At 33.5% G+C, this 14,631-nt stretch carries 10 protein-coding genes; 2 read left to right on the forward strand and 8 right to left on the reverse strand.

From position 1 onward, the window contains the following. Window positions 1–5: 5 nt before the first annotated feature. Complete coding sequence (locus SJY34_RS12525) at window positions 6–3,026, reverse strand: DNA polymerase III subunit alpha (protein ID WP_400076135.1); 3,021 nt, start codon at window positions 3,024–3,026, stop codon at window positions 6–8. 75 nt (window positions 3,027–3,101) lie between these two features. Here SJY34_RS12525 and SJY34_RS12530 point away from each other — a divergent pair, with 75 nt between their 5' ends. Then, entirely contained in the window at window positions 3,102–3,872 is a 771-nt protein-coding gene (locus SJY34_RS12530; protein WP_400076136.1) for an XRE family transcriptional regulator, read from the forward strand. A 69-nt stretch (window positions 3,873–3,941) separates the two neighbouring features. On the opposite strand, the gene SJY34_RS12535 is transcribed toward SJY34_RS12530, so the two are convergent. Genes SJY34_RS12535 through SJY34_RS12545 form a run of 3 tightly spaced genes read right to left on the reverse strand, consistent with a single transcriptional unit; the run spans window position 3,942 to window position 5,423 of the window. After that, on the reverse strand, window positions 3,942–4,055 hold the full coding sequence (locus SJY34_RS12535; protein ID WP_400076138.1) for a hypothetical protein: 114 nt from the start codon (window positions 4,053–4,055) through the stop codon (window positions 3,942–3,944). Window positions 4,056–4,098: 43 nt separating this feature from the next. Then, window positions 4,099–4,650 (reverse strand): LytR/AlgR family response regulator transcription factor, encoded by a 552-nt coding sequence (locus SJY34_RS12540; RefSeq protein ID WP_400076140.1) that lies wholly within the window; start codon window positions 4,648–4,650, stop codon window positions 4,099–4,101. Next, on the reverse strand, window positions 4,647–5,423 hold the full coding sequence (locus SJY34_RS12545; protein ID WP_400076142.1) for a sensor histidine kinase: 777 nt from the start codon (window positions 5,421–5,423) through the stop codon (window positions 4,647–4,649). Before SJY34_RS12545 ends, SJY34_RS12540 begins: the two co-directional genes overlap by 4 nt. A gap of 512 nt (window positions 5,424–5,935) precedes the next feature. Here SJY34_RS12545 and SJY34_RS12550 point away from each other — a divergent pair. Further along, window positions 5,936–8,101, forward strand: a complete 2,166-nt coding sequence (locus SJY34_RS12550; RefSeq protein ID WP_400076144.1) for a DUF5916 domain-containing protein — start codon at window positions 5,936–5,938, stop codon at window positions 8,099–8,101. A gap of 58 nt (window positions 8,102–8,159) precedes the next feature. Here SJY34_RS12550 and SJY34_RS12555 read toward each other — a convergent pair whose 3' ends face one another. From SJY34_RS12555 to SJY34_RS12570, 4 genes are all read right to left on the reverse strand, one after another. Continuing rightward, on the reverse strand, window positions 8,160–8,435 hold the full coding sequence (locus SJY34_RS12555) for a F0F1 ATP synthase subunit epsilon (RefSeq protein WP_400076146.1): 276 nt from the start codon (window positions 8,433–8,435) through the stop codon (window positions 8,160–8,162). Window positions 8,436–8,540: 105 nt separating this feature from the next. Continuing rightward, on the reverse strand, window positions 8,541–10,049 hold the full coding sequence (gene atpD, locus SJY34_RS12560) for a F0F1 ATP synthase subunit beta (protein ID WP_008270236.1): 1,509 nt from the start codon (window positions 10,047–10,049) through the stop codon (window positions 8,541–8,543). Between the two features lie 156 nt (window positions 10,050–10,205). After that, window positions 10,206–11,771, reverse strand: coding sequence for a G-D-S-L family lipolytic protein (locus SJY34_RS12565; RefSeq protein ID WP_400076148.1), 1,566 nt, complete (start codon window positions 11,769–11,771; stop codon window positions 10,206–10,208). A gap of 14 nt (window positions 11,772–11,785) precedes the next feature. Further along, complete coding sequence (locus SJY34_RS12570) at window positions 11,786–14,551, reverse strand: TonB-dependent receptor (protein ID WP_400076150.1); 2,766 nt, start codon at window positions 14,549–14,551, stop codon at window positions 11,786–11,788. Window positions 14,552–14,631 lie beyond the last annotated feature (80 nt).

The following is a 14,631-nucleotide window of genomic DNA, read 5'->3' on the forward strand; positions in this document are numbered from 1 at the left end:
TTTTTTTACCCTTGTGCGATTTTATGGTCTTCAAAACTCTTCTTATTCTGAAATGTTGGATTTAATGATTTTACCGAATACCTTGGGTCTTCAATTATTGCTAAACGTTCTAATTCTGAAACTTCAATATTGACACAATTAAATTCTACCATGACCTTACCTATTATTTTGTAAATCCCTTTGCCTCTAAATGGATATTTTGAAGCAATAGGAGGGAAATGAACGGTATCTATAAAATCACCATCACGATCTAGAAAGGTGCCAAAATGCATTGCTTTTCCTTTTGCTGTTTTTGTATTTTTTGTAGTAATTAAATAGCCTTCAATAATAATGAGTTTGCCTTCTAATTTTTCAAGATGTCTAGCACGTAAATTTCCTGTTGATTTTGTTGTTAATAGCAAAAATGGATTGCACAACGGAAAACCTAATAATTCCATTTCATCAAAAGCAGTTTCTAAAGCTGTACTTGGTAATTCGGGCGTATTGTAATTAATTTTTTCAGTTCTAAATAAATTAATAACATGTTCTTGAATTATGGTTTTACTGATTTTTAAATGCGCTTCCCAAAGCAATTCACGTTTGTTAACTCCTGTAAACCGAAAGGCATTTATTTTAATTAAAATAGATATCTGCTCAATAGAAATTGGGACACGTTCTATAAAATCATCCAATGATTGAAACGTACCATTTTTAACACGTTCATTCAGAATACGATTAATGACTTTAGACTCTAAAGACTGCAAAAACATAAAGCCTAAATAGATGGTTTTACTTTTAATAATCGCTTCGACAGATGATTGATTAATGCATGGAGCTTCAATGTTGCCATTGTGCATTCTAGCTTCGTGGACATAGAGTTCGGTACTGTAAAAACCACCAAAATTATTGATAGTGGCTGTCATATATTCCAATGGATAGTAGGCTTTTAAAAATAGACTTTGGTAACTCTCTACAGCATAAGAAGCAGAATGCCCTTTTGCAAAGGCATAACCTGCAAAACTTTCAATCTGCCTCCAAACATCTGCAACTACTTTGTAAACTTCTTCTCGTTTGGCACAGTTGTCAAAAAACTTTTGTTTTACTTTTAAAAATTCTTCTCTTGAACGGAATTTCCCAGACATGCCACGACGCAACATATCTGATTCGCCCAAATCCAGACCTCCAAAAATATGCGCTACTTTAATCACATCTTCTTGATATACCATAACTCCGTAGGTTTCTGGCATAATGCTTTGTAATACAGGATGCGCTTCTTTTCGTTTTTCAGGATGACGATGACGCAAAATATATTGTCGCATCATACCACTATTTGCAACACCAGGTCTAATAATGGAACTTGCCGCAACTAAACCCAAATAATCATCGACCTGAAGTTTTCTTAATAGCATTCGCATAGCAGGAGACTCAACGTAAAAGCAGCCAATGGCTTTGGCGTTTCTCAGTAAATTTTTTATGCGCTTGTCTTGCTTAAATCCTTTAATATCATGAATGTCAATTGGTGGTTGTTCTGTATAGTTTTGGTCGATGATTTCTACAGCATCCTTTATTTTTCCTAAACCACGCTGACTTAAAATATCAAATTTATAAAGTCCAATATCTTCTGCAGCAACCATATCAAATTGTGTGGTAGCAAAACCTTTTGGTGGCATAAATGTGGCACAGTAATAATGAATTGGCTTTTCTGAAATTAAAATGCCTCCTGCATGAATCCCTAAATAATTGGGGAATCCTTGGATGTAGGTTGCGTATTTAATGACGAGTTGAGATAATTCATCAAGTTGATTTACATTGTATTTTCCTCTGGTAAGCATATCCATTTCAGATTTTGGAAGACCAAACACTTTACCTAATTCGCGAACCGAAGCTTTAAATTTAAAAGTATTGTACACTGTGATAAGTGCAGTATTCTCAAAATTATCGAATATAAATCGTGTAATGTCATCTCTATCTTTCCATGAAAAATCAATATCAAAATCTGGTGGATTTTGCCGAAATAGGTTGATGAAACGTTCAAAATACAAATCGAGTTCAATAGGATCTACATCTGTAATTCGTAATAAATACGCGATAATGCTGTTGGCTCCACTTCCACGACCAACGTAATAGTAATCTTTGCTACGTGCGTATTCCAAAATTTTCCAATTGATTAAAAAATAGGAGACAAAGCCTTTTTTCTTTATGATATCGAGCTCTTTTTCAATACGTTTAAAAACCTTCTGTTCAATATTATTTCCGTAGCGATAAGGAATACCATCGTAGGTCAGTTTTTCCAATAACTCGTAATCCGAAATTTCATTTTCAGTTAAACATTTTTGATTTTTTGGCTCGTTAGTTTCAAAATTGAAATCTATGGAACAATTGTTTAACAGTTGCTCAGTATTATTGATGAGTTTTGGGAATTCAGCATACGTTTCGCACAATTCATTATAGGGCAACATTACGTCGTTTTCATTACCTTCTTCAGACTTCGGAAGCTTGCTTAATAACGTATTATTATCAATAGCACGTAGTAAACGATGTGTGTTAAACCCTTTTTTGTTTTGAAAAGACACCGTTTTTAGTACTACTAATTTCTCTCGAAATTGATTCCATTTTGAAAATTTTAAATGGTTAAGGTCTTTTGGCGAAATACCTAAAAACTCATTGGATTGTAATTTGAAATTCTTTCCCTTTTGAAACGGATAAATCACGAAACAATCGTCTAAAACTTTTTCGGGACGTTCAGGAATTTTTAAATCATGATTATGAAGAAATAGAGACAGATATTCATTTATATTTTGAAAACCTTGATTGTTTTTTGCAATTAAAATAAATTCTTGTTGCGCCTTGTTTCTAAAATCGACACCAAGAACCGGTTTTACTTTATATTTTTTCGATAGACGAACAATATCTAAACATGCTGAGGTGGTATTAATATCTGTAAGTGCTAAAGTTTGCACACCATTTTCTGAAGCAATAGCAAGCAATTGCTCAGGTTTTATGGTGCCGTAGCGTAGACTATAATATGTATGACAGTTTAAATACATAGGTTAACAAAATTAGCTACTATATGTAGTTTTTATTGCTTACATTTGTAGTAATTATTGTTAAAATTAATTAGATTGAAACCCATACAAGCTAATATAAAGCACCTCAGGTCTTTAAAGAAACTATCTCAAGAACGCTTTGCGGATGACCTTAAATGGACACGTTCTGTAGTTGGTTCTTATGAAGAGGGGAGAAGTGAACCACCAATAGAACGACTTATCGATTTGTCAAATTACTTTGATATTCCTATAGATATTTTGGTGCGTAAAGATTTGCGTAAAGCAAAAGATACTTCGTTTATAGAAGTAGGAAATAAGCGCGTGTTGTTTCCTGTAACGGTAAATGAAGACAATGAAGATTTAATTGAAATTATACCAGCAAAAGCATCTGCAGGTTATTTATCTGGCTACGATGACCCAGAATATATTGAACAGCTTCAGAAAATAAAACTCCCATTTTTACCAACAGGTACACACAGGGCGTTTCCTATAAAAGGTGATTCTATGTTACCTGTTAAAGATGGTGCTTTTGTAGTGGCAAAATTCTTAGAGGATATTGGTGATATTAAGAGTGGTAGAACGTATGTCGTCTTAACCAAAGATGATGGATTGGTGTATAAACGTGTTTATACAACGGATGATAGTGGAACTGATTTATTATTAAGTTCTGATAACAAATCGTATCAACCTTATTTAGTTTCTAAAGAAACTATTTTAGAGCTTTGGGAATTCACCTGTTGTATTAATACCCAAGAATATGATGAAAAGGAATTGAAATTAAGTAGTATAATGATGATGTTTCAAGAATTAAAGGTAGAATTGGAAGCCGTAAAACAAATGCAATAAAAAACACGAAGCACTGCTTCAAGTCTTTTCTAGTGAATTGAAAAAAATTAATCGGTTAAAACAATAAATTCAACCTGCTAATACAGCTAGTACTTCTTGTTTGTAATTGTCTCCAATAGGAATTTCTATGGCATTTATTTCAATATCGTGTTTAGTATATGCAGATACTTTATTTTGATTCACAATGTAAGAGCGATGTACGCGAATAAAACGGTTATCTAATTGTTTATGAAAGCCAGAAGATACTATACTTTGTGATATAATTTTTATCTAACAAACAGATTTTTATATAGTCTTTTAGGCTTTCTACATAAAGGATGTCTTCAAATTTAATTTTTATTTGTTTCCGATCTTTTCTTATATATATAAAATCTTTATCTATTACATTCTTATCTTTTAAAGTAACTTCTATCGTTTCATTTTCTGAATTTAAAAACTTTTCGATGGCTTTAAAAAAACGACCAAACGTTATCGGTTTTAATAAGTAATCTACTGCATTTAATTCAAATCCATCTAAAGCATAATCACGATAAGCCGTAGTAAAAATCACTTTAGGCTTTTGAATTAAATTTTTAAAAAATTCAATACCTTTTAAAACAGGCATTTCTATATCTAAAAATAGTAAATCTATTGTCTGTTGTTGTAATATAGTACTGGCTTCAATAGCACTTGTACAAGAAGCGATTAGTTCAAAACCATCGAGTTGTGCTAGATGTGTCTCAATGAGTTCTCTTGCGAGCTCTTCGTCATCAATGATTAAACATTTGTATACTTTCATTTAGCCAATAATTTTAGAATAACTTTATAAGAGTCTGTCTTATCAATAACCTCTAAATTATAATTACCTGAATATAATAGCTCCAATTGCTTTTTTACGTTTTTTAAACCAATACATTCTTCATTCCCTTTTTCAATAGGTGTTTTAGATTTAGAATTTTCTATTGAAAAAAGAATTTGATTGTTTTCTACAGTAATGACTATAGTGATATAAGCTTTTTTTAATTCCTGACTTACGCCGTGCTTAAAGGCATTTTCGATAAAAGTAAGTAATAAGAGCGGTGCAATTTTCACGTCTTCTTTAATAGTGTTTTCAAAAGATATTTTCACACGTTTTCCGTACCTCACTTTTTCTAAAGAAAGATAATTTTCAATTAATTCTATTTCTTTTTGAAGCGATACAAAAGTTTCGTTTGTACGATATAACATATAATCTAGCATGTCTGATAACTTTTCTATGACTTCTGGAGTTTGGTCAGATTTTTTAAGTGCCAATGCATATAAATTATTCAAAGTGTTGAATAAAAAATGAGGATTTAATTGATGCTTTAATGCAGTAAGTTCTGCTGTTTTCTTTTGCTCATTAAGTTTGAGATACTTCTGTTGATTTTTATAAAAACGAGCCATTAGTAATAATGCTGTAGGTGTAAGAAACTTTATAGCTTTACCAGAAAAGAGGGAGAAATTTGTAATTCGTTCCCAATAGGATTCTTCAGCATATTTTTTAGCAACTTCACTATAGAACTCATAATATTTAGGTTCGTATAAATACATGTGCATAACAATGTATAAAGCGAACATTGTAGTTAATAAAATAGCTAACCATATTATAAATAAAACTGTCTTTTTAGTATTTAAAAATTTTGGAACTAATACATACAAACAAACATAAGCAGTGATGATTTGCGGTATTAAAATTTTACACGTAGAATGAAATAATTGAATATATCCTGCTTCAAAATAAGTTAGATCAGAAGTGAACATAAAATATAGGAACACACAGATCCAAAAAATAATATGCTTAAAAAATGTAGCTTTAGAAAAATGATATGTATTTCGAGAGGAATTCATGACAAAAAACAAAAATACAATTATACTAGATGAGAAATAGAAAAATCGACTAAAGCATACCTTACAGACGACTAACTAGAGTGTTTTTATAGACTAAATCCATATCCTTATTAAAACCCCTTTCTATTTGCTAAAATAAAGGATTAGTCTACTTTTTTAAATTCAGTTTCGTATCAACTGTATTTTTGAGCGAAACTTTCCACTCATTTCTTTATATGAAAACTATAAATCACACTGTTTTACTATTGCTTTTAGCTATTGGATATTCTTATTCGCAATCATCTACCATACTTTATAAAGAATATGAAATTGAAGTAGACGGAAAATTAGACGAATCAGTTTGGGAACAATTACCAGAATATACAGGCTTCTATAATTATGCCCCAAATGATGAAGGTCTTGCAGAACAACAAACCGAAGTAAAACTATTTCATAATGGAGAATATCTTTATGTTAGTTTAGTATATCACGATACTGAAAATAAGTCTCAGGTAGGCTCTTTAAAAAGAGATGTACCAATCGGTTTAAGTGATGGTTTTGCGATGGTATTAGATACTCAGAATCAAGAACAAAATGCTTACTATTTTTCTGTAAATGCTTATGGTGCACTTATAGATGGTTTGGTAGAAAGAATTAGTGAAGGTTACGATTTTTCTACTAGCTGGAATGCTGTCTGGAATGCAAAAACAAATATAAGTGGTAAGGATAAAATATATGAAGTTGCTATACCACTCAAGTTTTTAAACTTTAATAAAGAAAATGCTGTTTTTGGGGTGCAATTTTATGTAAGAGATATTAAAAAGAACGCTTGGACCATACTTAAAAATGTAAAGCGTAATTATAGGTTATTCGATTTACGATTTACTGAAAAGTTCTCGGTAGAAAACTTACCGAGTATATCAAGTTCAAAATTTGCCGTTACACCTTCGATTACTACAAACTATACTAACAATGTCGTTGAAGATACAGACGAAACCACTTTTACACCGAGTTTAGATGTGCAGTATAATGTTACATCATCTTTAAAACTAGATGCTACTATAAATCCAGATTTTTCACAAATTGATGTAGACCAACAAGTCACTAACTTAACAAGGTTTTCTGTGTTTTTTCCTGAGCGAAGAAACTTCTTTTTAGAAAATGCAGATTTGTTTGCTAATTTAGGTGTAGATGGAGTCAATCCATTCTATTCTAGACGTATTGGAGCCAATAGTGATATACAATTCGGGTTAAAATTATCTGGAAATATTTCTCAAAAAACTAGAATTGGTGTTTTAAATGTACAATCTGCTAAAGAGGGAGATATTGCTTCGCAAAATTATGGCGTTTATGTTGGCGAACAACAATTATCAAACAATATGACAGCAACGGCATATTTAATTAATAGGCAAGAAACAGATCGGTTTGAATTCATTAATGATTATAATCGCGTCACAGGGTTGAATCTTAATTATAAGTCTAATAATAACAAATGGCTTGGTTTAGCCAACTTTGGAAAGAGTTTTAATAATGATATTTCAGAAAAGAATAGTTTTTATCATGCAGGAATTTGGTATAATAAAAGAGGGTTAGAATGGAATGTGGCGATTAAAAGCATTGGAAAAAACTATATTACAGATTTAGGATTTACACCCAGATTAAGTAATTACGATGCAATAAACGATGTGGTTGTGCGAGAAGGTTATACGCAGACCACAGCTAGAGTTGAACATGAAAAATTTTACGAAAATTCTAAAGCTTTGAATTCTTTTAGGATATTAAACTATAGTAATAATACTTATTTTGATGAAAATGGAAAACTGAACCAATCATCACATTTTTTAAATTCAGCGCTATTCTTCAAAGATTTATCGGCTGTATATTATGTTTATACTCATGACTTTGTAGATCTAAAATATGGCTTTGATCCTCTAGGTAATGGAAACCCACTTCAACCGAATAAGTATAATTATGGACTTTTGAAAGTAGGCTATAATTCGGCTAATAATCAAAAATTTAGATATCAGGTTAATGTGCAAAAAGGAAATTATTATAGCGGAAGACGTACTGCAGGAAGTGTTTATTTAAACTATCAATTATTACCATTTGCCAATTTAGAATTATCTTATGATATTAATGCTATCGATTTAAACGAGTTAGGAAAAGAAACTTTTCATCTTACACGATTTACAGGGGAAATCTTTTTTAATAATCGTTTAAACTGGACTACGTATGTACAATACAATACACAGGCGGATAATTTTAATATTAATAGTCGTTTACAATGGGAATACAAGCCGTTATCCTATATATACTTAGTAATATCCGATAATTATAATCAAGATATAACAAGGACGGATTGGGGAATTGCTTTTAAAATGAATTATAGATTTGATTTTTAAACACAAAAAACGCGAAGCATCATCTGCTTCGCGTTTTTTATATTATAATTGAAAGAGTTCAATCAGCTAAAATGATGAGCTTATTATCTTTCATTTCGATAGTACCAGAATTGATAGCTAACCAAACGCCATTATCAGACTTGGTAAACTTGTCTTCAACTTCTTCTTCGAGTGTAACAGAACCTGCAACTTTTATTTGCCCTTCTTTAAGAATAGATACAATTGGTGCGTGATCTTTTAACATCTCAAACTCACCATTAACACCAGGTACAGTAACAGAATCTACTTCTCCACTAAATAGTGTTGCTTCAGGTGATACAATTTCTAAATACATAGTAAAACTTGTTTTACTACCCTGAATTTAGTTCAGGGTCTTTTTAATGTTTGTTCTAGTTTCAATATTTTAGAGATACTGAAACGAGTTCAGCATTAGCTTCGGCTATGCCTCAGCCAACATTTTTTCTCCAGCTTCAACAGCTTCTTCAATAGAACCTTTAAGGTTAAATGCAGCCTCTGGTAAGTGATCTAATTCACCATCCATAATCATGTTAAACCCTTTAATAGTTTCTTTAATATCTACTAATACACCTGGTATACCAGTAAACTGCTCAGCTACGTGGAAAGGTTGAGATAGGAAACGTTGTACACGTCTTGCTCTACCTACAGCCATTTTATCTTCTTCAGATAATTCTTCCATACCTAAGATGGCAATAATATCTTGTAATTCTTTATAGCGTTGTAATAACTCTTTTACACGTTGTGCACAATCATAATGCTCATCACCTAAAATATCAGCAGTAAGAATTCTTGATGTAGAATCTAACGGATCTACCGCAGGATAGATACCAAGCTCAGCAATCTTACGAGACAGTACTGTTGTTGCATCTAAGTGAGCAAACGTTGTTGCTGGTGCCGGATCCGTTAAATCATCCGCAGGTACATAAACTGCTTGTACAGATGTAATAGAACCCTTTTTAGTTGATGTAATACGTTCTTGCATCGCACCCATTTCTGTTGCTAAAGTCGGTTGGTAACCTACCGCAGAAGGCATACGACCTAATAATGCAGACACCTCAGAACCAGCTTGTGTAAAACGGAAGATATTATCTACGAAGAATAATACATCTTTTCCTTGTCCATCACCAGCTCCATCTCGGAAATACTCAGCAATTGTTAAACCAGATAATGCCACACGAGCACGAGCTCCAGGAGGCTCATTCATTTGTCCGAATACGAACGTTGCTTTAGAATCTTTCATTGCAGACTTGTCTACTTTTTTAAGATCCCATCCACCTTCTTCCATAGAATGCATAAAGTCATCACCATACTTGATAATTCCTGACTCTAACATTTCACGAAGTAAATCGTTTCCTTCACGTGTTCTTTCACCAACACCTGCAAATACTGAAAGTCCACCGTGACCTTTTGCAATATTATTAATCAACTCTTGAATCAATACTGTTTTACCAACACCAGCACCACCAAATAAACCAATTTTACCACCTTTGGCATAAGGCTCAATTAAATCGATTACTTTAATACCAGTAAATAAAACTTCAGTAGACGTTGATAAATCTTCGAACTTAGGAGCTTGTCTGTGAATCGGTAAACCTGCCTCACCAGCTTTAGGTAAATCACCTAATCCATCAATAGCATCACCAATTACATTAAAAAGACGTCCGTAAACATCTTCACCAATTGGCATTTGGATTGGAGCACCAGTTGCGTGAACTTCTGTTCCTCTGCTTAAACCATCAGAAGAGTCCATTGCTATAGTACGCACAGTATCTTCACCAATGTGAGATTGTACCTCTAATACTAATTTAGAACCATCTTGGTTGTTAATTTCTAACGAATCATAAATCTTTGGAAGTTCTGAACCAGCAGCGAATTCTACATCGATAACTGGACCTACGATTTGTGCAACTTTACCTGTAACTTTTGACATTACTTATATGTTTTTGTTTTGCAATAATTTGAATACGAAAAACCATCAGTTTTTCGCGCTGCAAAGATATAGTTTTATTTAAAAAATAGCACGCTTTTTTGAATAAAAAAACACGCTCATAAAGAGCGTGTTTTTGTTATAACATTAAAAGTATGTTTATTGAAGCGTTGGCGAGTAGTTGGTAGGGTAATCACCTGTATTGGCTTTAACACCTGCTGCTATAAAATTAGAGCCATAAGTCGCATCGATAGCTTCTAAAAACTTGTTAGCCATCATAGCATAACCTCTTGAGGTTAAATGAATACCGTCTAAACTTACTAGACCTCCAGTAACTAAACTAGTAGTTAAAGTAAAGTCACCATCAGAAATACCAGTGGTTGATGCTTGTTCTAATACTGATCTAAAATCAACAATTCCTAAGCCTTTAGCATCTGCAATTCCAGCGATAGTAGTATTGTAAGCATCTGTAGCATTTTTAATACTTAATAATTCCGAACTGTCTAATGCATCAGCATCATCAATACCACTAACAGCTCCTAAGACAAGACCAGCTTGTTCTGGTGTCGGAGTGCCACCTGCTTGCAAAAGACCTAAAACCTGAAGCACATCTGGCGTTAAAACTACAGATCCATAACCTTGCGCTAATGCAGTTTGATTGATAGTTAATAATAATAATTCATCTTCGGTCATTTGTCTAAAACCTAATGGATTTGTTGGAGTTACAGGTACATCAATTAGAAATCTATTTGGACCTTCGTTAAATGTAATGGCATATTGCGCAGCTAAAGCTTGCGCTTGTGCAGGAGGTACACCTTGTTGAATGAGTCCACCAGTAAATATTCCGGCTACTGCTTGAAAGAAACCTGTAAGATTAGCTGCCGTTCCGGCGTCAACAACCAAGGCGTTGTTAGGAACAGTCGTAAAGAATGGCAAACTAGTTATATATGGTACGTTTGCAAGTACACCTTGTGCTCCATTTGCTGTTAATGCGTCAACTTGAGCACTAAAAGATGCAGCGAATACATTAGGATCTGTAATATCATTTCCTCCATATGTCGAAGGGTCGAAATTTCCTGTCTGATCAACTCCTATACCTCCAGATGTGGCATATGACAATACATCATTTCCTCCAATTTCAGAAAGTGTAAAAAATGTTGGATTCTGAGCTACAGCATCCTCTAATATAGAGGCACCAGCTGAGGATGCCATTCTTCCATAATATGGATTTAATCCTGCATATCCGTTTAATGGTATGTGGAAGCTTTTTGCACCAGGTACGCCCATATTGTTAAAAGTTCCTCCTAGATTATTTACTGCATCTGTTGTTATTGGAGGCGCAGGAGCTCCTAAATCAGCAAAAAATTCATTTAAGCGTTGTGGTCCTGCTCCATTAAATATTAAACGATACGCAGCTACTGGAGTCCCACCTACAAGTAATCCGCCTGTATTATCATTCATTAATGGCTGTGAAAAACTTGTCGAACCAAATTGTTCTGAAAGTATTTTTGGAAATGAATTTTGTTGAGTAGCAGTAAATAATGCACCATCAGAATAGCCAGCAGAGAAAGATGCACCAATTGCAACATAGTTTGTTAAATTAGCAGAACCTAAAGTTAATTCTGGTAACGGCTCTGGCTCTGGAGTATAATCATACTCATCATCACTACAGGCAGTAAATCCTAATAGGACGGCAGAAAGAAATATATATTTTATAGTTTTCATTTTAAAACAATTTTTTATAAGTTATTAATAGTCCAAGATGCATAGTACATAGATCCAATATTCGCAGTTCCAATAGCTGTAAAATATTCATCGCCTAATAAGTTGGTCGCACCTACTTTAAAAGAAGACTTAAGTGATGGTATTCTGAAATTCACTTGAGCATCTAAAACATGATAAGAAGGAACTTCTCCGTTTCCGAAAGTTGCTTGCCAAAAATAATTGTCACTCCATCTCCAAGCAACATTAAATCCAACATTTTTAACTACTTCGGTATTTCCAAAACTAAGTTTTGCTCTATGTTCTGGAGTGTTGAAACTGGTTAAAAAATCTGGGAATGCAGCTTGATCAAAATCTTGTTTTGTGTAGGTATAACTTCCACCTAAATCAAAATCACCCAAAACTTTTACATCTAAACCAATGGATCCACCATAAGAATTTATATCTGCTTCAGAGTTATTATAGGTTTGATAATCCTGAAAATCGCGATTTGAAATTGCATCAATCGAAATATCGTTAGTTCCAACTGTTCCGTATAAAGGTGCACTTACAACTTCTCCAGAGATAAAGTCTTGATATTTGTTATAATAGACACTCATGTCTACAGTTACTTTGTTCAATTTACCTCTATATCCTACTTCAAAAGAAGAGATTTTTTCAGGTTTAACAATGTCAGAGTTACCAACTTCCAATAAACTAGCATCTCTGTTGTTTACGTTGTTACCACTCGCTAAATAAGCATCTACTGAAGATCTTAAAAATGAATTTTCATAAGCTGCACGACCTGTCTGTGAAATCGTAGCTGGTTGGCCCAAAGCTACACCGCCAGGATTTACATTATAAGTTCTTTCATAGCGATCTAAATTATCTGGTGAGGAACCCACTAAAATTCTTGGTCCTGCATTAAGTCCGATAAATAAATCTTGAGTAGTTGGGTTTCTAAAACCTGTTTGTACTGAAGCTCTAATGTTATGATTCTTGTTTACTGTTAAACCAGCAGAGATTCTTGGTGAAAGAAATCCGTCAAAAAACTCAGATTTATCGTAACGCGCAGAACCTGTTAACTTTAGTTCCATGTCTTCATTCAATTCAAACTTTTTCTGAAGTTGAGTATATACACCAAATTCAGAATAATCTATAGGTCCATCAAAATCAGTGTAAATAGTTCCTCCAGAGTTTAGACTATATTGTCTGTAAGAACCACCAACTTGAATATCTACTACATCCCATAAATGACTAAAGTTATAATTGGCATCACTATGGTAGTATTTTGAATTATCTTGAAATTTTGAACCTGTGGTTAAATCTGGATCATTAATACTTTGATTGAATGCTGCGATAAATTCTGGCGAACCTGGTTCAAAACGTCCTGATTCAGCTTGGGCTCTAGCGGCAGCATGTGCTTGAGTATCTGTTGCACCTGTAAGAGTTGCGCCAACATAAGTATTAATATACTCTCCAAACCATTGTTCATCAGATTTCCAAGCTCTATTAATATTAACACCTGTAAAAACCATATCATAAGAATCACCCGCTTTATCAGAGACTACATAACCTCTAACAAAGAAGTTATCATTCTTTACTTCAATTTTATGTTGCTGTTGAGAAAAACCATTGATATTGTATCTATTTGTTCCTTGGTATATTGTATTACCTGTACCAAACTTCCCTACATATTGAATTTCAAAATCATTTTCCCAAGGTCTAAAATATAATCCCCAATCTGCTTTAATACTTTCTGCGTTATAGTTTGTTAAGTCTTCTTCATTATAACCAGTTCTACTTACTACAACATTTGGTACAATACCAGTTCCTCCAGCTAAGACATTTAAATTGGCAGCAACTAAATCACCATATACATTATAACCATCATAATCTAGACTAGCTCTTGTAGCGCCTGTTCCTGGCTTACCATCATAGTTATCAGCTGTCCAATCTGTTCCTTTTAACCATCCAAAGTTCACTTTGGCAGCAAATTTTTCACTGAATTTATGAGCCATTCTAATACCTGAATCTCGGTATGTATTATCACCACCGGCTTCTTGAGAGGTGATACCTTGTTTGTGGTAACCACTTATACCTTGAAAATCAAAAGGACTTTTACTTCGCATAAATAAGATACCGTTAAAGGCATTTGCTCCATAAAGGGCAGATGCGGCGCCTGGTAATAGCTCTACGCTAAAAACATCCGTTTCATTCATTCCTACTAAGTTTCCTATTGGGAAATTTAATGCTGGCGCAGAATTGTCCATGCCATCAACCAGCTGCATAAAACGTGTGTTCGCAAACGTAGCAAAACCTCTTGTGTTTACAGATTTAAATGTTAAACTATTGGTATTAACGTCAACTCCTTTTAGATTTTCTAACCCGTCATAAAAACCTGCGGAAGCGGTATTTTTTATTTCTTTCAACCCAAAACGTTCAACAGTAACGGGAGATTCAAAAATACGTTCAGGAGTTCGAGAGGCAGAGATTACAACCTCATCTAATTCATTGCCCTCAACTAATGTAACATCTACGGTTTGATTGTTTGTGGTTATTTCTATGATTTGTTCTTCAAATCCAGTGTAGGTAATACGAATTGAGAAAGGTGGTACCTGATCTACTGTTAAGGTGTAATTACCATCAAAATCTGATATTGTACCAGAACTAGTACCAACAACGACAATATTTGCGCCTGGTAATGGCAATCCAGTATTGTCTGAAATTTTACCTTTTATTGTGGTTTGTGCAAAAGATGCCACGCAAAAAAGCATTGTGAAAAGCTTTAAGATTGTCTTCATTTTAGAGAATTAGTTAATTTATTAGGTGAGCAATTTAACTAAATATATGAAAATTCAATAAGAAATTCTCACAAAATTAT

The organism is Winogradskyella sp. R77965 (assembly GCF_044594915.1).
Taxonomy (GTDB): domain Bacteria; phylum Bacteroidota; class Bacteroidia; order Flavobacteriales; family Flavobacteriaceae; genus Winogradskyella.